This is a genomic window from Microbispora bryophytorum, from assembly GCF_043197435.1.
Taxonomy (GTDB): domain Bacteria; phylum Actinomycetota; class Actinomycetes; order Streptosporangiales; family Streptosporangiaceae; genus Microbispora; species Microbispora bryophytorum.
The window spans coordinates 207,841-227,805 of the sequence record NZ_JBICTF010000008.1; the positions used below are offsets into that span (position 1 = coordinate 207,841).

Sequence of the window (19,965 nt, forward strand, 5' to 3'; positions counted from 1 at the left end):
CGAGTCGGCGTCCGCACCAGGTGCGGGGATTACCGGGCGGGCGGCGCGGGCGGCACGACCTTGGCCGCGGCCAGAGTGTCCTCGGCGATCTCCACGAGGCTTCCGTCCCTCTTGCGTACGGTGAGCACTCCGTCGCGCCAGGATTCCAACACGCCGACGGCGTCCCGGTGTCCGCCGGGCGCCCTGCGCCGCGTCGTCACCCGTTTGCCCACGTCGGCGGGGCTGATGGCGATCACGAGACGGGCTCCGAACCGAGGGGCCACGACGATTGCCCCCCTCCTGTTCCGGCTAGTCGGCAGGCACCGCAATACTAGGGGCTAGCAACCCGCGGTCGAGCCGTGCAACCCAGAAGGAGCCCGAGGTGACGTACGTCATCGCGCAGCCTTGCGTGGACGTCCTGGACAAGGCGTGCATCGAGGAGTGCCCCGTCGATTGCATCTACGAGGGCGAACGCATGCTCTACATCCACCCCGACGAGTGCGTGGACTGCGGTGCGTGCGAGCCGGTGTGCCCCGTAGAGGCGATCTTCTACGAGGATGACCTTCCCGAGCAGTGGAAGGACTTCTACAAGGCCAACGTCGACTTCTTCGAGGAGCTGGGCTCGCCCGGCGGCGCCTCGAAGGTCGGAAAGATCAACAAGGACCACCCGCTCGTCGCGGCGCTCCCGCCGCAGGGCGAGGACCACTGACCGACGCCTGACCGGCGCCGTCCGTGACGACTGGGGGATTTTCTTTGCTTGCGTTGCCGGACTTCCCATGGGATCGGCTCGTGCCCTATCAGGACCTGGCGCGGGCACATCCCGGCGGGATGGTCGACCTGTCGGTCGGCACGCCGGTCGACCCGGTGCCCCCGGTCGCTCGCGAGGCGCTCGCCGCCGCCGCCGACAGCCCCGGCTATCCCCTGACGTACGGCACGCCGCGGCTGCGTGAGGCGGCCGCGGGCTGGCTGCGGCGGCGGCACGGAGTCACGGTCGACCCCTCCGACGTGCTGCCGACCATCGGCTCCAAGGAGCTGGTGGCCTGGCTGCCGACGCTGCTCGGCGTGCGGCCCGGCGAGCGCGTGGTCTTCCCCGAGCTCGCCTATCCCACGTACGACGTGGGGGCGAGGCTGGCCGGGGCCGAGCCTTACGCGACCGACGGGCTCCTCGCGCTGGGCCCCGAGCGGGTGCCCCTCGTCTGGGTGAACTCGCCGTCCAACCCCACCGGGCGCGTCCTGCCCGCCGAGCACCTGCGCAAGGTCGTCGCGTGGGCGCGCGAGCGCGGCGCGGTCGTCGCGTCCGACGAGTGCTACATCGAGCTGGGCTGGGAGGAGCACCCGGTCTCCGTCCTCCATCCGGACGTGTGCGAGGGCTCCCACGAGAACCTGCTCGCGGTCCACTCGCTGTCGAAGCGGTCGAACTTCGCCGGATACCGCGCCGGCTTCGTCGCCGGCGACCCCCGGCTCGTACGGCGGCTGCTGGAGGTGCGCAAGCACGCCGGCATGATGATGCCCGCCCCGGTCCAGGCCGCGACGGCGGCCGTGCTCGACGACGACGCCCACGCCGACGAGCAGCGGGAGCGGTACGCCCGGCGCAGGGCGGTGCTGCGGCCCGCGCTGGAGCGGGCCGGCTGGCGGGTCGAGCACTCGGCCGCCGGGCTCTACCTGTGGGCCACCGACGGCACCGGCTGCTGGGACCAGGTGCGTGCCCTGGCCGAGAGGGGCATCCTCGTCGCGCCGGGTGAGTTCTACGGCGGCGCCGGGCACGGCCACGTCCGCATCGCCATCACCGCCACGGACGAGCGCGTCGATGCGGCGGTGAGCCGCCTCCAGTAGGATCGCCCGCCATGACGACAGCGATCGTGATCGTGCTGGGCCTCGCCACGGTCGTCGTCGTGCTGGGCGCGATCGCCGCGGCCCGGCGCGCGCGTGCGCGCGAGCCGGTCCGCACGCCGCCCGCCGCTCCGGGGGAGTCGCCGGCGCGTGATCCCGAGGCCGATCCCGACTTCTTCGACCCGCGCACGATCAGGGTGGGGGACACCGTCTACGTGGAGGCCGCCCGCTATCGGGCCGTCGGCGCCCTGCACTGCACGATGCAGGGCGAGAAGTGGACGGAGTATCTGCTGGACGAGGGCGCCCGGCGCTACAACTGGCTGTCGGTCGAGGAACGGCCGGGCGAGGAGGGCGAGCCCCTCCACCTGGAGGTCCTGTTGTGGACCGACGTGCCGGCCCAGGGCATGGTGCCTGCCAGGCACATGCTGATCGTGGACGGGCTGGAGTTCTATCCAATCGAGCGCGGCACGGCCGCATTCCGCTCCGAAGGGACCACCGGGCTGCCCGAGCGCGGCCTGCTCGACTTCGCCGACTATCGGGGCGACGGCCGCCTGCTGTCGTTCCAGCGCGTGCAGGGCGGGCAGTGGGAGGCCTCCTACGCCCGGCCGCTCACTCCGGGTTCCATTCGGGTGGATCGGCTTCCCTGATCACACGGGTAGGTTCTGCTTGTGGAACGGCGCCTTACCAAACCTGTCGTGACCGTAATGGTCATCGTCGTCCTGCTGGGCGCGGCCATCTTCTACGGCGCCTATCACCTGCTGAAGCGGACCCAGCCGTTCGCGCTGGGCGAACACTGCATGATCAAAACCTCTGACGGGACGCTTGACCTCGACATCGAGCAGGCCCAGATGGCCGCGACCATCGCCGCCGTCGCGGCGCGGCGCAAGCTGCCCGAGCGCGCCCTCCAGATCGCCTACGTCACGGCGATCCAGGAGTCCAAGCTGGCCAACCTGCCCTACGGCGACCGCGACTCGGTGGGCGTCTTCCAGCAGCGGCCCTCGCAGGGCTGGGGGACGGCCGAGCAGTTGCAGGACCCGGTCTACGCGGCGCGGAAGTTCTTCGCCGCCCTGGAGAAGGTGAAGCACTACCGGACCCTGCCGCTGCACGAGGCGGCCCAGGCCGTGCAGCGCTCCGCCGACGGCTCGGCCTACGCCGAGCACGAGTACAACGCCAAGATTCTCTCGGCGGCGTTCGCCGGGCGCGTGCCCCAGGCCGTGCACTGCTGGTACCCGCCGTCCGACAAGCCGGTCGAGCCGCAGACCGAGACCGCGCGCAAGCAGCTCGTGCGCGCCCTCGGCACGGACGACGCGCCCAAGCGCGGCTGGCTGGTCGCCGCCTGGTACGTCACCCACGCGCAGAAGTACGGCCTGCGCCAGGTGCGCTTCGAGGGCGTCACCTGGACGGCCGCCAGCGGCCACGACGGCTGGCGCAAGACCACCAAGCCCGTCGCCACCGTGCAGGTCGCGTGAGCCCGTGGATTAGGGTCGGATGGCATGCGGCTTGACCTTGCCCAGGACGTGGGCGCGCTGACGGCGCAACTGGTGGACATCGAATCGGTGAGCGGCGCGGAGAAGGCGCTGGCCGACGCCGTCGAGGAGGCGCTCGATCCGCTGCCGCACCTGACGGTGCTGCGGGACGGCGACGCGGTGGTGGCGCGGACCGACCTCGGCCGGGCCGAGCGCGTGGTGATCGCGGGCCACATCGACACGGTCCCGGTGGCCGGCAACCTGCCCAGCAGGGTCGAGGACGGCGTGCTGTACGGCTGCGGGACGTCCGACATGAAGAGCGGCGTGGCCGTCCAGCTCAAGCTCTGCCTGCTGACCGAGCCGAACCGCGACCTGACCTTCGTCTTCTACGACTGCGAGGAGATCGAGGCCGAGCGGAGCGGTCTGCTGCGGCTCACCCGCACCCATCCCGAATGGATCACGGGTGACTTCGCGGTCGTGATGGAGCCGACCGACGGGCTGATCGAGGGCGGCTGCCAGGGCACGCTGCGCGCCGAGGTCACGGTGAAGGGCGTACGGGCGCACAGCGCCCGGTCGTGGGAGGGCGTCAACGCCATCCACGGCATCGCGCCGGTCCTGGAGACCCTCGGCCGCTACGAGGCGCGGCGCCCGGTGGTGGACGGCCTCCGGTTCCGCGAGGGGCTCAACGCGGTGGGCGTACGCGGCGGGGTGGCCGGGAACGTGATCCCGGACGAGTGCGTCGTGACCGTGAACTACCGCTTCGCCCCCGACCGTACGCTGGAGGAGGCGTTCGCCCACGTCCAGGAGGTCTTCGACGGCTTCGACGTGCGGCTCACCGACGGAGTGCCGGGGGCGCGGCCGGGGCTGACCCACCCCGTCGCCGCGGCGTTCGCCGCCGCGATCGGCGGCACGCCCCGGGCCAAGCTCGGCTGGACCGACGTCGCGCGCTTCTCGGCTCTCGGGATGCCCGCGGTCAACTGCGGCCCGGGCAACCCCGACATCGCCCACACGGCGGGGGAGAACGTGAGCCTGGCCAAGATCGCCGAGAGCGAGCGCCGGATGACGGCCTGGCTGGCGGAATAGTCCCTACATAGAAGAAAGTGGCTTTCCTCGCCGGCCATTTGGCGGGGAAAGCCACTTTCGTCCCGAGCAGCACCCTCGTTGCTTAGACGGAGCCTCGGCGACGACGGGTTCCGTACCCCCGAGGATCTTTTCAAGATTCTTCCGGGAGCGGCCTCGGCCGGTCCATCCCGGGCAGTGCGAGCGTGTTGCACCGTTCCCGATCCCTACCGTTAGCGTGACCGTCATGAACCACACCCGACCCGAACGCCGGCAGGGTCCGTCGCTGGTCCGCGGCGGACTCGTCCCCGAATCCACCCACGACCAGCGCCTGCTCGACCGTCGCGGCCCCACCGGCTGGCTGCACGAGGATCCCTGGCGAGTCCTGCGCATCCAGTCGGAGTTCGTCGAGGGCTTCGGCGCCCTCGCCGACCTTCCTCCGGCGGTGACCGTCTTCGGCTCGGCCCGCACCGACCCCGACAGCCCCGACTACGAACTCGGGGTGAAGGTCGGCGCGGCGCTCGCCAAGGCGGGCTACGCGGTGATCACCGGCGGCGGCCCCGGGGTGATGGAGGCGGCGAACAAGGGCGCGCTCGAAGCCGGTGGAGTTTCGGTCGGCCTCGGTATCGAGCTGCCGCACGAACAGCGCCTCAACGACTACGTGGACCTCGGCGTCGAGTTCCGCTACTTCTTCGTCCGCAAGACGATGTTCGTCAAGTACGCCAGCGGGTTCCTGGCCCTGCCCGGCGGGTTCGGAACGCTCGACGAGCTGTTCGAGGCGCTGACCCTGGTGCAGACGCGGAAGGTCACCTCGTTCCCGGTGATCATGATGGGCGTCTCGTTCTGGTCGCCGCTGATCGACTGGATCCGCGACACGCTGCTGGCCGGCGGGAAGATCTCGCCGCAGGACGTCGGGCTGGTCTCGCTCACCGACGACCCCGACGAGGCCGTGCGCCTCATCGTCGAGGCCGACCGGCGCTCCGCCACTCAGTAGGGTTGCCACGTGTTCGTCTGTGTGTACTGCTCGTCCAGTCAGAAGATCGACCGTAAGTACATCGACCTCGCCCGGGAGGTGGGCGCCGGGCTGGCCCTGCGCGGCCACGGCCTCGTGAGCGGAGGCGCCATCGTCTCCTGCATGGGCGAGGTCGCCCGAGCCGTCCGCGACGGCGGCGGCCACACGGTCGGGGTGATCCCCCAGGCCCTCGTCGACATCGAGATCGCCGACACCGACTCCGACGAGCTGATCGTCACCGCCGACATGCGCGAGCGCAAGGGGATCATGGACGCCAGGTCCGACGCGTTCCTCGTGCTTCCGGGCGGCATCGGCACCATGGAGGAACTGTTCGAGATCTGGACCTCCCGGGTGCTCGGCATGCACGAGCGGCCGCTGGTCGTCCTCGACCCGTGGGGGCTGTACGGGCCGCTGCGCGACCTTGTCGACGGCATGTACGAGCAGGGCTTCACGCGGCCCAACGTGTTCGACGCGATCTCCTGGGCGACCACGGTGGAGGAGGCGCTCGACCTGCTGGAGCAGCCCACGCACCTGCTCAGCCCCTCGGTCGGGGAGCTCGGCGAGGGCTAGAAGGCCCTCAGGCCAGGCCGCGCCGGGTCAGGGCGGGGGGCCGGCGGCCCAGCAGGGCCTCGGTCATGTCGAGGGCCTGCCGCACGTCGTGGGATGTCCGGAAGACGCTCGCGCCCACCCAGGCGTAGGCCGCGGCGGCCGCGATCGCCTCGGTCTCCTCGCCCGGGAGCGTCACCACGACGGTGTGTCCGGCCCGGGCCAGCGCGGACGCCTCCGGCAGCGAGGCGGCCTCGATCCAGCCGGACTCGATCTCGTCGCCGGGCCCGATCACGTGCGTCATGCTTCCATGCTCGCACGGAGAAGAGTTGTGGCACGATTCGTATGTGCTGGTCGTACTCGTCATCGCCGGACTCGTTGTGATCGCCTGCGTGGTCATGGTCTCGCTTGGGCACGGCGGCGAGATGGCGGAGTTCCCCCCTGACGTCCCGCCGCTCGAACTGCCCGCGGCCGGCCAGATGGCCCCCGCCGACCTGATCGCGCTTCAGCTTCCGATCGGTCTCGTGGGCTACAGCACCCAGGCGGTGGACGAGACGCTGCACCGCGTCTCGGTCGCGCTCGGGGAGCGCGACACCCGCATCGCGGTGCTGGAGCAGCGCGTGAGCGAGTTATCGTACGCGCGGCTGCAGGCCCGCGAGGAGACGAAGCGGGCCGAAACCGCCGAACCGTCCGAAAAGGCGGAACCGAAGCAGGCTGAGGACGCCGGGCGTGAGCCGGAGGTGCCCACGAGGGCGGCCCGCGAGGGCCGGGACGGCGACCTCGCCGACGCGGAAGAGGCATGGTGACGGTGCGATGACTGGATACGACGGGCTGGTCCGCTGCGGCTGGGCGGGCACGACGCCCGACTACGTCGCCTACCACGACGAGGAGTGGGGCCGTCCGGTCCACGGCGACGATCTCGTCTTCGAGCGGGTCACCCTGGAGGCGTTCCAGTCCGGTCTGTCGTGGCTGACGATCCTGCGCAAACGCGAGAACTTCCGGAAGGCGTTCGCCGGGTTCTCGATCCCGGCGGTGGCGGTCTTCGACGAAGGCGACGTGGAGCGGCTGCTCGGCGACGCGGGCATCGTACGCAACCGCGCCAAGATCGAGGCGACCGTCGCGAACGCCCGCGCCGCCCTTGAGACACCTGGCGGTCTGTCGGCGCTGGTGTGGAAGTACGCCGAGGAGCCCGGCAGGGTCCCGGCCACTCTCGCCGACATCCCGGCCCGCACCGCCGGTTCCACGGCGCTGGCCAAGGAGCTCAAGAAGCACGGCTTCCGCTTCGTCGGCCCCACCACGGCGTACGCCCTGATGCAGGCCATCGGCCTGGTCAACGACCACGTGGCCGACTGCCACGTCCGTGAGGCCGTCACCGCGCGGGTCGCCGAAGCGCCTACCGGCCTTCGAAGCGGGGCCTCTCCTTGTTGAGGAACGCCTTGGTCGCCGCCGCGTGGTCGGCGGTGGCCGCGCACTCGTCCTGAAGCTCCGCCTCCCGCTCCAGCGCCTCGGCGAGGGAGGACGACGCCGCGTGGTCCAGCGCCGCCTTGGTCGCGGCGTACGCCCGAGTGGGCCCCTGCGCGAGCCGTACGGCGAGGTCGCGGGCGGCGGACGCCAGCCGGTCGGCCGGGACCACCTGCCCGACCAGGCCGAGCTCCAAGGCCCTGGTCGCGTTCACGACGTCGCCGAGCAGCAGCATCTCCCGGGCGCGCGCGGGACCGACGAGCCGCTGGAGGGTCCAGGACGCGCCGGAGTCGGGCGCGAGCCCGATCCCGGTGAACGCCATGGAGAACTTCGCGGTTTCGGCGGCGACGCGGAAGTCGCACGCGAACGCCAGCGAGGCCCCCGCCCCCGCGGCCACCCCGTTCACGGCGGCCACGACGGGCTTGCCCATCGAGGCGACGGCCAGCACGACCGGGTTGTAGTGCTCGCGCACGGTGTTGGCCAGGCCGAGGCCCCGGTCGAGGTTGTCGGCGTGCTCGCGCAGGTCCTGTCCCGCGCAGAAGGCCCGGCCCGCGCCGGTCAGGAGCACGGCCCGCACCGACGCGTCGCCGGCGGCGCGTCGCACGGCCGTGAGCAGGGCGGTCTTCATCGCGACGGTCAGCGAGTTCATCGCGTCGGGGCGGTTCAGCGTGATCGTGGCGACGGCTTCGTCGACGTCATACGTCACGGTCATCTCGGGCGGCTCCATTCAGGTCGTCAGATTGCGCTCGACGAACGCGGCGGCGGCGGGCAGCAGCCGGGCGGCCTCCTGCTCGAAGAAGGTGCGGGCCTTCTCCCCCGGCCAGCCCGGCGGCAGCAGCTCGGCGGGCAGCCCGGGGTCGCGGAACAGGAAGTTGCGCCAGCCGTGCACCAATCTGCTGCGGATCGCGAAGACCCGGTCGTCCGGGGCGTCCTCCGGCAGCGAGCCCACCAGGTCCGCGGCGCTGGCCAGCCAATCCTCGTACGCGCTGCCGATGCCGTCCAGGTCCCACGCGCGCGCGAGCAGGTCCCGCGGGTCGCCCTCGTACGCGGCGTCGAACCGGTGGCCGGGGACCCGCAGCGCGTCGAGCTCGGGCGAGGGACGTGGGCCGATCCAGGTCGTCTCCGACAGCGGGGCGTACCCGAGGAAGGCGAGGTCGGCACGCAGCCGTTCGCGCCGTGCCCGGTCCCTGACCGGTTCGAGCACCAGGACGTGCCAGCGGCCGCTCCACGGCGCGGCGCCCCGCCGGTAGACGCGGACCGCCGTCTCGTCGAGCCTGCGCTCGCACTTCGGCGTGACCGCGTACCCCGGCCCCTGCGGTAGCCGTACGGGGTCGAGCCAGCCCTGCCTGACCATGCGCGATATCGCGGTCCTGACCGCCGGCGCCGCGATGTCGAGCGGCGAGAGCAGTCTCACGAGCGCGGCCACCGAGGCACGGCTGCCACGAGTGCGAAGGTGGTCCCCAAAGAGGTCGAAAAGCGCGGCTCGGGCGTTCACCCCACCCAGTGTGGGGTCACGTCCGGTCCGCCCACAACGCGTGCCCCGTCGCATTGATCCACTGACCGGAGCCGGGCCGTTACCTTTTTGAGCTCGGAGGCGGGATAATAGAACATCACAGAAACGTGAATACGCCGGTTACCCTCCGGGGCGGCCGACAACGCGGGAAGGGATACACGCATGGCGGCGATGAAGCCACGGACCGGTGACGGTCCGCTGGAGGTCACCAAGGAAGGACGGGGCATCGTCATGCGGGTCCCTCTCGAAGGTGGCGGCCGACTCGTCGTGGAGCTGTCCGCGGACGAGGCCGGCGCCCTCGGTGACGCGCTCAAGAAGGTGGTCGGCTGATCCGTCGGCCGACCTGTTCGATTCACGGCCCTGGCGGCGGGAGATCCCGCCCCGGGGCCGCCCTGTTGGAGGTGGACGTGCCCATCGAGACCACGCCGGTCCTCGCCGATGCTCACAGCGCTCACCGCGCTCACGGCGCTCAGAGCCCCCAGAGCGCGCACGGCGCTCACGGCACTCACGGCACTCACGGCGCTCACGGTGCCGGGCCCGCGCCGGACGCCGACCTGGTGGCCGTGCCTTTCGGCCCCGGACCGACGGCCCCTGCCCCGGCGCCCTGGCTGGAGTCTCCCGTGCCGGTGGACGCGCTGCTGGCGCACTACGAGGCCAAGGGGGAGCCCGGCGAGGTCGTGGAGGTGCCCACCGTCCGGGACGGCGGCGGCGTGCGGCGCGTCCTGTTCTACGGCGTCGGCGACGGCTCGGCCGCCGCGCTGCGCAAGGCCGGGGCGGCCGTCGCGAGGCGGGCCAAGGGCAGGGCGTCGCTGTCGGTCGTCGTCCCGTCCGAGGGGGATGTGGCCGCCCTGGCCGAGGGCGCGCTGCTCGCGGCGTACGCGTTCACCGTGGGCAACGGCCGCTCGAAGCCGGTCGGGGAGATCGTCTTCGTCGGCGGGGACGAGCGGGACCTGAAGCGCGGCGAGGCGGTCGCGCGGGCCGCAGCGCTCGCCCGTGACCTCGTCAACACCCCCTCCTCCGTGAAGACGCCCGCCTGGCTCGCCGAGCAGGCCAAGGCGGTCGCCGCCGGCTCCGGGCTCGACGTACGCGTGTGGGAGGAGTCCGAGCTCGGCGAGTTCGGCGGCATCCGGGCGGTCGGGCAGGGGTCGATCAGCCCGCCGTGCCTGGTCCAGCTCTCCTACACGCCGGACAACCCGCAGGCCCACGTGGTGCTCGTCGGCAAGGGCATCACGTTCGACACCGGCGGCCTTTCCCTGAAGCCCACCGAGGGCATGAAGGCGATGAAGACCGACATGGCGGGCGGGGCCGCCGTCATCGCCGCGATGAGCGCGCTGGCGGCCTTCGATGCCCCGGTGCGGGTCACCGGGCTCGTGGCGTGCGCGGAGAACTCCATCTCCGGCTCGGCGCAGCGGCCCGGAGACGTCATCACCCAGTACGGCGGGCGCACGGTGGAGGTGCTGAACACCGACGCGGAGGGCCGTCTCGTGCTGGCCGACGCGCTGGCGTACGCCCACGCCGAACTGGACCCGGACGTCGTGATCGACGTCGCCACGCTGACCGGCGCGGCCAAGGTAGCGCTCGGCGTGAACCTGGGCGCGCTCTACGCCACCGACGAGTCGCTGGCCGCGGACCTGGTGGCCGCCGGAGAGGCGGGCGGGGAGCGGCTGTGGCGGATGCCGCTCGTCGAGGACTACCGCGCGATGCTCGACTCCGACGTGGCCGACCTGGCCAACGTCGACAGGAGGATGTCGGGCGCGGCGGGGTCGATCGCCGCCGCCCTGTTCCTGCGGGAGTTCACCGGCGGGCGGCCCTGGGCGCACCTGGACATCGCGGGGCCCGCGCGGGCCGCCTCCGACGAGGGCGAGATCACCAAGGGCGGCACCGGCTTCGGTGTCCGCCTGCTCCTGCGCTACCTCACCACCGCTTCACGGGTCCGCACGACGGCCTGAGGGGCGGAGCGGTCCCGCGGCGGCCGCCGGTCAGTCGAGTCTGACGGCGGCCAGCAGCCCGGAGCCGAGCGGCAGCATCAGGGGACGCAGCCGTTCGTCGTTCCTCGCGAGCTTGCCCAGCTCCCGGATCGCGACCGTGTCCGGGTCGCGCCGGGTGGGGTCGGCCACCTGGTCGTCGCAGAAGGCGTCGGAGAAGACGACGACCCCGCCCCGGCGCAGGAGCCGTACCGACTCGTTGAGGTAGTCGATGTACTCCTGCTTGGCCGCGTCGCAGAAGACCATGTCGTAGCCGCCGTCGGCGAGGCGGGGAAGGACGTCGAGCGCGCGGCCGCCGATCAGGCGGATGCGGCTGCCGGAGAACCCCGCCTCCGCGAACGTCTGCCGAGCCATGCGCTGATGTTCCGGCTCCACGTCCACGCTCGTGAGCGTGCCGTCCGGGCGCATGCCGCGCAGCAGCCACAGGCCGGAGACCCCGCATCCGGTGCCGACCTCCACCACCGAGCGCGCGTTCACCACGGTGGCGAGGAAGCAGAGCGCCGCTCCGCACCCGGGCAGGATCGGGTGCGCCCCGACCTCGATGCCACGCCGGCGTGCGGTCCGCAGGATGTCGTCCTCCGGGACGAACTCCTCCGCGTACTCCAGGCTGGCCGGTGTCGCCATCGGCCTCTCCCTCCCCTGCTTCATCTTGGACGCAGCCTAGGGGAGTCGGACCGGAACGGGAACTCACGCCACAACGGGGACGTTGCACGCTTTGAACGGTCTTTGTTCGAGACCGCTCGGCTCGCGGTGCGCAGGAAGGGGCGAAACCAGGCACTATGGCTGTAGCGACGATCCTGCAGAGAGGAATGCCGGTGGACGAGCACGACCACCAGGCGGAGACTTCGGTGTCCGACTGGACGCCTCCCACCTGGGAGGAGGTCGTCCGAACTCATTCCGCTCGGGTCTACCGGCTGGCCTATCGGCTCACGGGTAACGTCCACGACGCCGAGGACCTCACTCAGGAAGTCTTCGTCCGGGTCTTCCGGTCCCTGTCGAGCTACACCCCGGGCACGTTCGAGGGGTGGCTGCACCGGATCACGACGAACCTCTTCCTCGACATGGCGCGGCGCAGGCAGCGCATCCGCTTCGAGGGGCTGGCGGACGACGCCGCGGAGCGGCTGCGCGGCCGCGAGCCGTCCCCGGCGCAGGCGTACGACGACGCACACCTGGAGCCCGACATCCAGGCCGCGCTCGACGCCCTGGCTCCGGAGTTCCGGGCGGCCGTGGTGCTGTGCGACATCGAGGGACTGTCCTACGAGGAGATCGCCGCGACACTCGGCGTGAAACTCGGCACGGTGCGCAGCCGCATTCACCGCGGGCGCGCCCAACTGCGGGAGGCACTCGACCACCGGGCGCCCTCCGCGAACCGGAACGGCGATCAAACCCCCCCTTCAATCAGCAGGGAGGGACTGTGAGTCATCTTGACGAGCGCGTCTCCGCGCTCATCGACGGCGAACTCAGTCACAACGAGCGGGAACGCGCGCTCGCGCACCTGACCTTCTGCGCGGACTGCCGCGCGGAGGTCGACGCGATGCGCGCGCTGAAGTCCCGCCTGCGGTCCATGGATCCGCCCGCCATGCCGGCGGACCTCACCATGTCGCTGCTGCGCATGGCGGAGCCTGGAGGGCCGTTGCCGCCGCGGATGCGGCCCTTTCCCGACCATCCGGCCTTCGGCACCGGGCGACTGCCCGGCATGCACGCCGCCGGGCCCATGGACAACCGGCCCCGGGGCCGGGACGAGGGACGATCGAGGCCGGGGCGGCCCGGTAGGGCCAGACGAGCGGGATACGTCGCCGTGGGAATGGCCGGCGCCGCCGTCGCCCTCGGCACCATGCTCATGGCCGGGGGATCCACGGCCACCCCGAACCCGACACCCGGCCAGATGTTCGTACAGCATCCCGCCCAGAACAGGGCGCCCGTGGTGAGCGTGTCGCCCACCCCGTCACCCAGCGTCACCGGGGGGCTTTCGCGCTGATTCGGGGAATCGGCATACGATCGGACACCACAGCCGACGTGTGCCGCGTTCCTCGTTACCGCGGCTGCTCAGCGGATGACGCCGTGTGCGAGGAGTGACTGCCGCGATGACCGACGAAACGCGTCCGTACGGCGCGTCGGACCGGCCCGAGTTCCTTCCCGCGGGCGAGGAGCCGCAGGGCCCTGCGGACGGCCCTCCGCCCTCCACCGACGCGTACGGCATGGGCCCCGGATGGGCTCCGCCGCCGTTGTATCCCGTCGTGCCGCAGCGGGAGCCGCGCGGCCCGAACATCGCGCTGTTCGCCGCTCTGGCCGTGGTCATCGCGCTCGTGGCGGGCGGGCTGGCGAGCTGGGGCACGTTCCTGCTGACGCGTCCCTCCTCCGGCATCGACCCCGGATACGCGCTGAGCACCCCGTCGAAGCAGCCCACGGCCCGGCCGCCCGAGTCGGTGGCCGGGGTGGCCGCCAAGGTCCTGCCCAGCGTGGTCTCGCTGGAGGTCAAGGGCAACAGCGAGGCCGGCACCGGGTCGGGCTTCGTCATCAAGGGCGGCTACATCATCACGAACAACCACGTCGTGGCCGTCGCGGGACAGGCCGGGCAGATCCGCATCCGCTACAACGACCGCACCTCCTCGGGGGCGCGCGTGGTCGGCCGCGACCCCAACTCCGACATCGCGATCGTCAAGCCGGACGGGACCGTCAGGGCGCCGGAGCTGCCCCTCGGCAACTCCGACGGTGTGGTCGTCGGCGACCCCGTCATCGCGGTCGGCTCGCCCCTCGGCCTGTCCGGCACGGTCACCACCGGCATCGTCAGCTCGCTCAACCGGCCCGTCGAGGCGGGCGGCAGCACCGGGTCCGACTACGCGCTCATCAACGCGATCCAGACGGACGCCGCCATCAACCCCGGCAACTCGGGCGGCCCCCTGGTCAACGCCGCGGGCGAGGTGATCGGGGTGAACTCGGCGATCGCCACCGTCGGCGGGTCCCTGCTCGGCGAGCAGTCCGGCAGCATCGGCCTCGGCTTCGCGATCCCCGTGAACCAGGCGCGCCGGATCGCGAAGGAGCTCATCACCACGGGAACGGCCCGCACCTCCAGGATCGGCATCACGATCGACCAGAGCTACCAGGGCCAGGGGGTGCGGATCGCCACCCAGACCGAGGGCGGCACCGTGCCGGTCACGCCGGGGGGCCCGGCCGCGAAGGCGGGCCTGCACGCGGGAGACGTCATCCTGGAGGTCGACGGCCAGGCCGTGAGCGACAGCCGGGAGCTGATCGTCACCATCCGCAGCAAGGCCCCCGGCGACCAGGTGCGGATCAGGTTCCGGCACGACGGCGAGGTGCGGACGGCCACGGTCACGGTCGGCGCGGCTCCCGCCCCCAGCGCGCGGCCCTCATGAAGGAGGGCGTCCCCTGTCCACAGCTCGGGGCGCGGGCATTAGTCTGAGTTCAGCGTCACACGTGCAGGAGGAGATCGCCATGTTCGGACTCGGCTGGGGGGAGGCCCTGGCGCTGGTGGTGATCGCCCTGCTCGTCTTCGGACCGGAGAAGCTGCCGCAGGCGGCCTCGCAGGCGGGCCGCACGCTGCGGCAGCTCCGGCAGATGGCCAACAACGCGAAGGCGGACCTGCAGGCCAACATGGGGCCCGAGTTCGCCAACTTCGACCCGGCCGATCTCAACCCCAAGAACTTCGTGCGCAAGCACCTGCTCGAGGACATCGAGAACGACTGGAACAACAGCCCGGACGCGACGGCCGAGCCGGTCGCCGCCCCCACGCCGGAACTGGGCGTGGGGGAGATCCCGCCGTACGACAACGAGGCGACCTGACCCGCTCTGGGTCGTGCCGGGCGCTCCCTAGTGCTTGACCGGTGAGATGTCGAGCTTCAGGCCCTTGAGGCTGGTCGACTTCTTGCCGAGGTCGGCCGCGATCCTGCGCAGCTCGGCGGCCGCCGGGGCGTCGGGGTCGGTCAGCACGAGCGGCTTGCCCTCGTCGCCCCCCTCACGCAGCCGCATGTCGATCGGCACCTGGCCGAGCAGCGGCACGCGAGCGCCCAGCGTGCGGGTCAGCGCGTCGGCCACGGTCTGGCCGCCGCCCTCGCCGAAGACGGAGATGCGTTCGTCGCAGTGCGGGCAGGGCAGCCACGCCATGTTCTCGATGACGCCCGCGATCTGCTGGTGGGTCTGGGCGGCGATCGACCCGGCCCGCTCGGCCACCTCGGCGGCGGCCTGCTGCGGAGTAGTCACGACCAGGATCTCGGCCGTGGGCATGCGCTGGGCGACCGAGATCGCGATGTCGCCGGTGCCCGGCGGCAGGTCCATCAGCAGGACGTCGAGGTCGCCCCAGTAGACGTCGGTGAGGAACTGGTACAGCGCGCGGTCGAGCATCGGGCCGCGCCACACCACCGGCGTGTTGCCCTCGGGCTTGAACATGCCGACCGAGATGACCTTGATGTCATGCGCCACCGGCGGCATGATCATGTCCTCGACCTTGGTGGGCCGCTCGCTCACGCCGAGCATGCGCGGCACCGAGTGGCCGTAGATGTCGGCGTCCACGACGCCGACCTTCAGGCCTTGGGAGGCCATCGCGGCGGCGAGGTTCACCGTGACGGACGACTTGCCGACGCCGCCCTTGCCGCTCGCGACGGCGAACACGCGGGTCAGCGAGCCGGGCTTGGCGAAGGGAATCTCCTTCTCCGGCCCGCGGTCGCCGCGCAGCTTCGTCTGCAGTTCCTTGCGTTGCTCGGGACTCATGACGTCCATGTCCACGTGGACGCGGGACACGCCGTCGATCCGGGACACGGCTCCGGTGACGTCTCGGGTGATGGTGTCCTTCAGGGGGCAGCCGGCGACGGTCAGGAGCACGCCAACGCGCACCACCCCGTCGGGGGAGATGTCGACGTTCTTGACCATGCCGAGCTCGGTGATCGGCCGGCGGATCTCCGGGTCGTTCACCGTAGCCAGCGCGGCCATGACCAGTTCAGGGGATGGTGCCATGAATCCATGCTATGGACTCAGCGGGCATCCTCCGAACCCGCCCCACGCGATCTAGGCGGATCCGCGGTCAACTCGTCCTGCAGACGCTGGAGCTCCGAGCGGATGTAGTCGCGTGTGGCCACCTCGCCGAGCGTTATGCGCAGCCCGGCGATCTCCCGGGTGAGGTACTCGATCTCGGCCTGGTCGCGCTCGGCCGTCATCCTGTCCTGCTCGTACTGGATGCGGTCGCGGTCGGCCTGCCGGTTCTGCGCCAGCAGGATCAGCGGCGCGGCGTACGACGCCTGGAGCGAGAGCATCAGGGTCAGGAAGATGAACGGGTAGGGATCGAACTTGTACGGCGCGAACACGTTCCACAGCAGCCACACCCCGACGAACACGGTCATGTAGACGATGAACCGTGCCGTGCCGAGGAAGCGCGCGAACCGCTCCGAGAACTCGCCGAACGCCTCGGGGTCGTAGTAGAGCCGCAGGCGGTAGGTCAGCTCGCGCGGCTGGTCGAGGCGTTCTGTCATGGGCGTTCTGTCATGGGCGTTCCCGCCAGTCCTCCGGGAGCATGTGGTCGAGCACGTCGTCGACGGTCACCGCGCCGAGCAGGCGGCCCAGCTCGTCCACGACGGGGACCGCGACCAGGTTGTACGTCGCGAGGTACGACGCCACCTCGTGGACCGTCAGCTCGGGCCTGATCGGGTCCACGGTGATGTCTATCACGCTGCCGAGCAGCGTCGACGGAGGCTCCCTGAGCAGCCGCTGGAAGTGCGCCACCCCCAGGAAGCGCCCGGTCGGCGTCTCGCCCGGCGGGCGGGTCACGTACACCTGGGCGGCGACGGCGGGGGGACGCTCCTCCTGACGGATGTGCGCCAGGGCCTCGGCCACGGTGGAGGTCGGCGGGAGGACGACCGGCTCGGTCGTCATCATGCCGCCGGCGGTGAACTCGCCGTAGGTCAGCAACCGCCGGACCGGCGCGGCCTCTTCGGGCACCATGAGCCGCAGCAGCCCCTCGGCCTGCTCGGCGGGCAGCTCCTGCAGCAGGTCGGCGGCGTCGTCGGGGCTCATCTCCTCCAGCACGTCGGCGGCGCGCTCCCGGTGCAGCCGGCTCAGCACGAGCACCTGGTCGCGCTCGGGCAGCTCCTCCAGCACGTCGGCGAGCCGGTCGTCGTCCAGCGCGGCGGCGACCTCGGCCATCCGCTTGGTCGGCAGCTCGTGCAGCATGTTCGCCAGGTCGGCCGGGCGCAGCGCCTCGAAGGCGGCGAGCAGGTTGGCCGCGCCCTGGTCCTTCTGGATCCCCGCGAAGCCGGTGATCTCGTCCCAGTCGACGATCAGCGTCTCGCCCCTGCGCCGCGTCCCGCGGCGTACCGCGACCTTCGTGATGAGCCAGTCGGACGGCCGCGGCTGCTCCATGGCCAGGTCCTGTACGGTCACCCGCTCGCCCTTGTACGTGACGGTGCGGTCGAGCATCTCCCCGATGGCGAGCGTCTCGGCGTCCCGGCACTCGAACCTGCGCATGTTGAGCTTGCCGGTGAAGATGAGCGCGCGGGCCTCGATGCTGGTGATCCTGGTGATCGGCAGGAAGACCCGCCGGCGTGGCTGGACCTCGACGACGAAGCCGTGCACCCGGGGGAGCATCGGTCCACGCAGCGAGACGACGACGTCCCGGATCCGGCCGATCTGGTCGCCGGCCGGGTCGAAGACCGCCAGTCCCGCCAGGCGCGCCACGAAGATCCGATCCACTCTGCCAGGTTACGCACGGATGCGGACGGCTCCGGGTTATGACAGGATCAAAGCCGATTATTGGTAATTACATGGGCAGGTGACGATGAGGGCTGTCAGCCTGGCGATCGCGACCGTCTCGGCCTTCTGTTTCGGGTTCTCCGGACCGATGGCGAAGATCCTCGGCGCGGCGGGGCTCACGCCGCTGGAGGCCGTGTGGGTCCGCATGGCGGGGGCCGGCGTGCTCCTGCTGGCGGTCCTGGCCGTCGTCAGGCCGCGCGCGCTGCGCATCCCCCGCGACCGCCTGCTGTTCTTCGCGGCGTACGCCGCGATCGCCGTGGCCGCCGTGCAGGCCCTCTACTTCGTGGCCATCACCCGTCTGCCGGTCGGTGTGGCGCTGCTGATCGAGTACACCTCTCCGGTGATGGTGGTCCTGTGGGTGCGGTTCGTCCGGCGGCTGCGGCTGCCGCGCTCGGCCTACCTGGGGGCGCTGATCGCGGTCGCCGGGCTGGCGATCGTCGTGCAGGTCTGGGAGGGGCTGCGCCTCGACGCGCTCGGCCTGCTGCTCGCCCTTGTCGCCGCCGCCTGCTGCGCCGGATATTTCCTGATGAGCGATTCGTTCGGGGACGACGTGGACACGCTGGGCCTGATCGGCTGGGCCATGCTCGGCTCGGCGGTCGTCCTGCTGCCCCTCTCCCGGCCCTGGAACATCGACTGGCCGGCGTTCACCCGCGCCGTCGAGGTCTCCGGTCACACGGTGCCGGTCGCCGCGGCCGGCGTCGTGCTGGTCGTGGTGGCCACCGTGATCGCGTACGCGACCGGGGTCACGGCCGTCCGGCGGCTGTCGGCCGCGGTCGGGGCGACGGTCGCCTCGATGGAGGTCATCGCGGGCGCGGTGGTCGCCTGGGTGCTGCTCGGGGAGCGGCTGGGAGCCGCCCAGATCGCCGGTGGCGTGATCGTGCTCGCCGGGGCTCTGCTGGCCCAGACCGCCACCGTACGGCTCGGCTCGGAGCAGCACACCGCCGAGGTGGCCGAGACCGTACGCGTGTGAGGCTCAGGTGCCGGGTAGATCAGGTGCGGGGGTGAGCCGTACGACGGTGGACCCCTCGGCCCAGCGGGCGGTCAGACCCGCGGCGTCGCGGGCGTTCAGGCGCTCCTTGGCCAGCGCGGCCACGGCCTCGGGGGCGGCCGCCTGGTCCACCACCTCGGCGACGGCCGGGAAACGGACGAGTTCGGCGCCGTTGTCCTTGCTGCGGAGCACGACCTCGATCTCGCTCCGCCCGGCCGCGAGCTCGGCCAGCCCGGGCAGCGACTGCTCCCCTCCGCCGGCCACCAGGTAGAGCGCGCCGTCGTGCCACACGTGCCAGGCCAGCCGGACCCCGGAGGGCAGGCCGAGCCACAACACGCCGGACTTCTTCGCGCCCTCTTCGATCACCGGGAGGTTCATGCCTCCCAGCCTATTGACCACGCTACGGTGTGCCCATGCGCGCTCGACGTTCGTGCCTGGCGGTGCCGGGCAGCAACCCGCGTTTCCTGGAAAAGGCCCAGGGTCTCGCCGCCGACGAGGTCTTCCTGGACCTGGAGGACTCCGTCGCGCCCGGCGCGAAGGACGAGGCGCGCCGCAACGTCGTCGCCGCGCTCAGGGAGGGCGACTGGACGGGGAAGACGGTCGTCGTGCGGGTCAACGACCTCACCACCCGATGGACCTACCGGGACGTCATCGAGGTCGTCGAAGGCGCCGGCGACCGGCTCGACTGCCTCATGCTGCCGAAGGCCGCGGACGCCTCCCACGTCGCCTGGCTCGACACCCTTCTCGGCCAGATAGAGCGGGCCACCGGCCTGCCCGAGGGTGGCATCGGCATCGAGGCACAGATCGAGGACGCCCGGGGCCTCGTCAACGTGGACGACATCGCCGCCTCCTCGCCCCGGCTGGAGACGCTGGTCTTCGGCCCGGCCGACTTCATGGCCTCGATCGGCATGCGGACGCTCGTGGTGGGCGAGCAACCCCCCGGATACGGCGAGGGCGACGCCTACCACTACATCCTCATGCGCATCCTGATGGCCGCCCGTGCGCACGGACTCCAGGCGGTCGACGGGCCATACCTGCAGATCCGCGACCTGGAGGGCTTCCGCCGGGTCGCCATGCGGTCGGCCGCCCTTGGGTTCGACGGCAAGTGGGTGCTCCACCCGTCGCAGGTGGAGGCGGCCAACGAGGTGTTCTCGCCGTCGCAGGAGGACTACGACCACGCCGAGCTCATCCTCGACGCGTACGAGTACTACACGACGGTCGAGAAGCGGGGCGCGGTCATGCTGGGCAACGAGATGATCGACGAGGCGTCGCGGAAGATGGCACTGGTGGTGGCGGCCAAGGGCCGCGCCGCCGGCCTTACCCGGTCCGGCTCCTTCACCCCGCCCAGCTGATCACCCGCGGCACGCGAA

General features: G+C 71.5%; 26 protein-coding genes. 17 read left to right on the top strand and 9 right to left on the bottom strand.

The features are described from left to right. Positions 1 to 29: 29 nt before the first annotated feature. Positions 30 to 236 carry a putative acetyltransferase gene (locus ACGFIB_RS26855; RefSeq protein WP_229689749.1) on the bottom strand — a complete coding sequence of 69 codons (207 nt, stop codon included), beginning with the start codon at positions 234 to 236 and terminating at the stop codon, positions 30 to 32. 125 nt (positions 237 to 361) lie between these two features. Here ACGFIB_RS26855 and fdxA point away from each other — a divergent pair, with 125 nt between their 5' ends. The 7 genes from fdxA to ACGFIB_RS26890 all read left to right on the top strand — a co-directional run bounded on the left by fdxA (position 362) and on the right by ACGFIB_RS26890 (position 5,916). Next, positions 362 to 688: a ferredoxin gene (gene fdxA, locus ACGFIB_RS26860; protein WP_030507471.1), complete on the top strand. Its 327-nt coding sequence runs from the start codon at positions 362 to 364 to the stop codon at positions 686 to 688. Between the two features lie 44 nt (positions 689 to 732). Next, positions 733 to 1,812 (top strand): succinyldiaminopimelate transaminase, encoded by a 1,080-nt coding sequence (dapC, locus tag ACGFIB_RS26865; RefSeq protein WP_357250170.1) that lies wholly within the window; start codon positions 733 to 735, stop codon positions 1,810 to 1,812. A gap of 11 nt (positions 1,813 to 1,823) precedes the next feature. Continuing rightward, positions 1,824 to 2,456 (top strand): DUF4178 domain-containing protein, encoded by a 633-nt coding sequence (locus ACGFIB_RS26870; RefSeq protein WP_142571326.1) that lies wholly within the window; start codon positions 1,824 to 1,826, stop codon positions 2,454 to 2,456. Between the two features lie 57 nt (positions 2,457 to 2,513). Then, positions 2,514 to 3,278 carry a hypothetical protein gene (locus tag ACGFIB_RS26875; RefSeq protein ID WP_223853233.1) on the top strand — a complete coding sequence of 255 codons (765 nt, stop codon included), beginning with the start codon at positions 2,514 to 2,516 and terminating at the stop codon, positions 3,276 to 3,278. A 24-nt stretch (positions 3,279 to 3,302) separates the two neighbouring features. Then, positions 3,303 to 4,358, top strand: a complete 1,056-nt coding sequence (gene dapE / locus ACGFIB_RS26880; protein ID WP_357264720.1) for a succinyl-diaminopimelate desuccinylase — start codon at positions 3,303 to 3,305, stop codon at positions 4,356 to 4,358. Between the two features lie 223 nt (positions 4,359 to 4,581). Continuing rightward, entirely contained in the window at positions 4,582 to 5,328 is a 747-nt protein-coding gene (locus tag ACGFIB_RS26885; RefSeq protein ID WP_142571329.1) for an LOG family protein, read from the top strand. Positions 5,329 to 5,337: 9 nt separating this feature from the next. Further along, entirely contained in the window at positions 5,338 to 5,916 is a 579-nt protein-coding gene (locus tag ACGFIB_RS26890; protein WP_142571330.1) for an LOG family protein, read from the top strand. Between the two features lie 7 nt (positions 5,917 to 5,923). Here the strand turns inward: ACGFIB_RS26890 and ACGFIB_RS26895 are convergent, their stop codons facing one another. Continuing rightward, a complete protein-coding gene (locus ACGFIB_RS26895; protein ID WP_191052451.1) occupies positions 5,924 to 6,196 on the bottom strand; it encodes a hypothetical protein in 273 nt (90 codons plus the stop codon). A 43-nt stretch (positions 6,197 to 6,239) separates the two neighbouring features. Between ACGFIB_RS26895 and ACGFIB_RS26900 the strand changes: the two genes are divergently transcribed. Both ACGFIB_RS26900 and ACGFIB_RS26905 read left to right on the top strand, forming a co-directional pair. Next, positions 6,240 to 6,698, top strand: a complete 459-nt coding sequence (locus ACGFIB_RS26900) for a hypothetical protein (protein WP_357250162.1) — start codon at positions 6,240 to 6,242, stop codon at positions 6,696 to 6,698. Between the two features lie 7 nt (positions 6,699 to 6,705). Beyond that, complete coding sequence (locus tag ACGFIB_RS26905) at positions 6,706 to 7,320, top strand: DNA-3-methyladenine glycosylase I (RefSeq protein WP_357250159.1); 615 nt, start codon at positions 6,706 to 6,708, stop codon at positions 7,318 to 7,320. Here ACGFIB_RS26905 and ACGFIB_RS26910 read toward each other — a convergent pair. After that, positions 7,286 to 8,065, bottom strand: a complete 780-nt coding sequence (locus tag ACGFIB_RS26910) for an enoyl-CoA hydratase-related protein (protein ID WP_435822354.1) — start codon at positions 8,063 to 8,065, stop codon at positions 7,286 to 7,288. The two genes, ACGFIB_RS26905 and ACGFIB_RS26910, sit on opposite strands and share 35 nt — an antisense overlap. 15 nt (positions 8,066 to 8,080) lie before the next feature. Continuing rightward, positions 8,081 to 8,902, bottom strand: coding sequence for a PaaX family transcriptional regulator (locus ACGFIB_RS26915; protein ID WP_223853174.1), 822 nt, complete (start codon positions 8,900 to 8,902; stop codon positions 8,081 to 8,083). 126 nt (positions 8,903 to 9,028) lie between these two features. Between ACGFIB_RS26915 and ACGFIB_RS26920 the strand changes: the two genes are divergently transcribed. Beyond that, positions 9,029 to 9,196 (top strand): DUF3117 domain-containing protein, encoded by a 168-nt coding sequence (locus tag ACGFIB_RS26920; protein WP_082777371.1) that lies wholly within the window; start codon positions 9,029 to 9,031, stop codon positions 9,194 to 9,196. Positions 9,197 to 9,423: 227 nt separating this feature from the next. Beyond that, positions 9,424 to 10,815 carry a leucyl aminopeptidase gene (locus tag ACGFIB_RS26925; protein ID WP_393376009.1) on the top strand — a complete coding sequence of 464 codons (1,392 nt, stop codon included), beginning with the start codon at positions 9,424 to 9,426 and terminating at the stop codon, positions 10,813 to 10,815. Between the two features lie 30 nt (positions 10,816 to 10,845). On the opposite strand, the gene ACGFIB_RS26930 is transcribed toward ACGFIB_RS26925, so the two are convergent. Beyond that, entirely contained in the window at positions 10,846 to 11,475 is a 630-nt protein-coding gene (locus ACGFIB_RS26930) for an O-methyltransferase (RefSeq protein ID WP_357250153.1), read from the bottom strand. A 185-nt stretch (positions 11,476 to 11,660) separates the two neighbouring features. Here ACGFIB_RS26930 and sigE point away from each other — a divergent pair, with 185 nt between their 5' ends. The 4 genes from sigE (at position 11,661) to ACGFIB_RS26950 (ending at position 14,652) form a co-directional block, all read left to right on the top strand. Further along, positions 11,661 to 12,269: an RNA polymerase sigma factor SigE gene (sigE, locus tag ACGFIB_RS26935; protein WP_142571438.1), complete on the top strand. Its 609-nt coding sequence runs from the start codon at positions 11,661 to 11,663 to the stop codon at positions 12,267 to 12,269. Next, on the top strand, positions 12,266 to 12,829 hold the full coding sequence (locus ACGFIB_RS26940; RefSeq protein ID WP_142571336.1) for an anti-sigma factor family protein: 564 nt from the start codon (positions 12,266 to 12,268) through the stop codon (positions 12,827 to 12,829). Before sigE ends, ACGFIB_RS26940 begins: the two co-directional genes overlap by 4 nt. A 106-nt stretch (positions 12,830 to 12,935) precedes the next feature. After that, positions 12,936 to 14,225, top strand: a complete 1,290-nt coding sequence (locus ACGFIB_RS26945) for a S1C family serine protease (RefSeq protein WP_142571337.1) — start codon at positions 12,936 to 12,938, stop codon at positions 14,223 to 14,225. A 79-nt stretch (positions 14,226 to 14,304) separates the two neighbouring features. Further along, complete coding sequence (locus ACGFIB_RS26950) at positions 14,305 to 14,652, top strand: sec-independent translocase (protein WP_191052443.1); 348 nt, start codon at positions 14,305 to 14,307, stop codon at positions 14,650 to 14,652. A 27-nt stretch (positions 14,653 to 14,679) separates the two neighbouring features. Here the strand turns inward: ACGFIB_RS26950 and ACGFIB_RS26955 are convergent, their stop codons facing one another. Genes ACGFIB_RS26955 through ACGFIB_RS26965 form a run of 3 tightly spaced genes read right to left on the bottom strand, consistent with a single transcriptional unit; the run spans position 14,680 to position 17,547 of the window. Continuing rightward, a complete protein-coding gene (locus ACGFIB_RS26955; protein WP_167748243.1) occupies positions 14,680 to 15,819 on the bottom strand; it encodes an Mrp/NBP35 family ATP-binding protein in 1,140 nt (379 codons plus the stop codon). A gap of 17 nt (positions 15,820 to 15,836) precedes the next feature. Continuing rightward, positions 15,837 to 16,331: a DUF1003 domain-containing protein gene (locus ACGFIB_RS26960; protein ID WP_142571339.1), complete on the bottom strand. Its 495-nt coding sequence runs from the start codon at positions 16,329 to 16,331 to the stop codon at positions 15,837 to 15,839. Between the two features lie 10 nt (positions 16,332 to 16,341). Then, positions 16,342 to 17,547, bottom strand: coding sequence for a magnesium transporter MgtE N-terminal domain-containing protein (locus tag ACGFIB_RS26965; RefSeq protein ID WP_142571340.1), 1,206 nt, complete (start codon positions 17,545 to 17,547; stop codon positions 16,342 to 16,344). A gap of 85 nt (positions 17,548 to 17,632) precedes the next feature. Here ACGFIB_RS26965 and ACGFIB_RS26970 point away from each other — a divergent pair, with 85 nt between their 5' ends. Beyond that, entirely contained in the window at positions 17,633 to 18,577 is a 945-nt protein-coding gene (locus tag ACGFIB_RS26970) for an EamA family transporter (RefSeq protein ID WP_142571341.1), read from the top strand. A gap of 3 nt (positions 18,578 to 18,580) precedes the next feature. Here the strand turns inward: ACGFIB_RS26970 and ACGFIB_RS26975 are convergent, their stop codons facing one another. Continuing rightward, positions 18,581 to 18,973 (bottom strand): hypothetical protein, encoded by a 393-nt coding sequence (locus ACGFIB_RS26975; RefSeq protein ID WP_393375893.1) that lies wholly within the window; start codon positions 18,971 to 18,973, stop codon positions 18,581 to 18,583. A gap of 35 nt (positions 18,974 to 19,008) precedes the next feature. Here ACGFIB_RS26975 and ACGFIB_RS26980 point away from each other — a divergent pair, with 35 nt between their 5' ends. After that, the gene (locus ACGFIB_RS26980; protein WP_142571343.1) at positions 19,009 to 19,947 is read left to right on the top strand and encodes an HpcH/HpaI aldolase/citrate lyase family protein; all 939 of its coding nucleotides are present in this window, start codon (positions 19,009 to 19,011) and stop codon (positions 19,945 to 19,947) included. The last annotated feature ends 18 nt before the right edge of the window (positions 19,948 to 19,965 follow it).

What these genes read in the sequence shown, in the direction of transcription:
- sigE (WP_142571438.1), top strand. Translation starts at nt 11,661, where the DNA reads ATGCCGGTGGACGAGCACGACCACCAGGCGGAGACTTCGGTGTCCGAC.
- ACGFIB_RS26910 (WP_435822354.1), bottom strand. Translation starts at nt 8,065, where the DNA reads ATGACCGTGACGTATGACGTCGACGAAGCCGTCGCCACGATCACGCTG.
- ACGFIB_RS26970 (WP_142571341.1), top strand. Translation starts at nt 17,633, where the DNA reads ATGAGGGCTGTCAGCCTGGCGATCGCGACCGTCTCGGCCTTCTGTTTC.
- ACGFIB_RS26920 (WP_082777371.1), top strand. Translation starts at nt 9,029, where the DNA reads ATGGCGGCGATGAAGCCACGGACCGGTGACGGTCCGCTGGAGGTCACC.
- ACGFIB_RS26885 (WP_142571329.1), top strand. Translation starts at nt 4,582, where the DNA reads ATGAACCACACCCGACCCGAACGCCGGCAGGGTCCGTCGCTGGTCCGC.
- ACGFIB_RS26870 (WP_142571326.1), top strand. Translation starts at nt 1,824, where the DNA reads ATGACGACAGCGATCGTGATCGTGCTGGGCCTCGCCACGGTCGTCGTC.
- ACGFIB_RS26905 (WP_357250159.1), top strand. Translation starts at nt 6,706, where the DNA reads ATGACTGGATACGACGGGCTGGTCCGCTGCGGCTGGGCGGGCACGACG.
- ACGFIB_RS26930 (WP_357250153.1), bottom strand. Translation starts at nt 11,475, where the DNA reads ATGGCGACACCGGCCAGCCTGGAGTACGCGGAGGAGTTCGTCCCGGAG.
- ACGFIB_RS26915 (WP_223853174.1), bottom strand. Translation starts at nt 8,902, where the DNA reads ATGCGACGGGGCACGCGTTGTGGGCGGACCGGACGTGACCCCACACTG.
- ACGFIB_RS26875 (WP_223853233.1), top strand. Translation starts at nt 2,514, where the DNA reads ATGGTCATCGTCGTCCTGCTGGGCGCGGCCATCTTCTACGGCGCCTAT.
- ACGFIB_RS26975 (WP_393375893.1), bottom strand. Translation starts at nt 18,973, where the DNA reads ATGAACCTCCCGGTGATCGAAGAGGGCGCGAAGAAGTCCGGCGTGTTG.
- ACGFIB_RS26945 (WP_142571337.1), top strand. Translation starts at nt 12,936, where the DNA reads ATGACCGACGAAACGCGTCCGTACGGCGCGTCGGACCGGCCCGAGTTC.
- ACGFIB_RS26950 (WP_191052443.1), top strand. Translation starts at nt 14,305, where the DNA reads ATGTTCGGACTCGGCTGGGGGGAGGCCCTGGCGCTGGTGGTGATCGCC.
- ACGFIB_RS26895 (WP_191052451.1), bottom strand. Translation starts at nt 6,196, where the DNA reads ATGACGCACGTGATCGGGCCCGGCGACGAGATCGAGTCCGGCTGGATC.
- dapE (WP_357264720.1), top strand. Translation starts at nt 3,303, where the DNA reads ATGCGGCTTGACCTTGCCCAGGACGTGGGCGCGCTGACGGCGCAACTG.
- ACGFIB_RS26955 (WP_167748243.1), bottom strand. Translation starts at nt 15,819, where the DNA reads ATGGCACCATCCCCTGAACTGGTCATGGCCGCGCTGGCTACGGTGAAC.
- ACGFIB_RS26980 (WP_142571343.1), top strand. Translation starts at nt 19,009, where the DNA reads ATGCGCGCTCGACGTTCGTGCCTGGCGGTGCCGGGCAGCAACCCGCGT.
- ACGFIB_RS26960 (WP_142571339.1), bottom strand. Translation starts at nt 16,331, where the DNA reads ATGACAGAACGCCTCGACCAGCCGCGCGAGCTGACCTACCGCCTGCGG.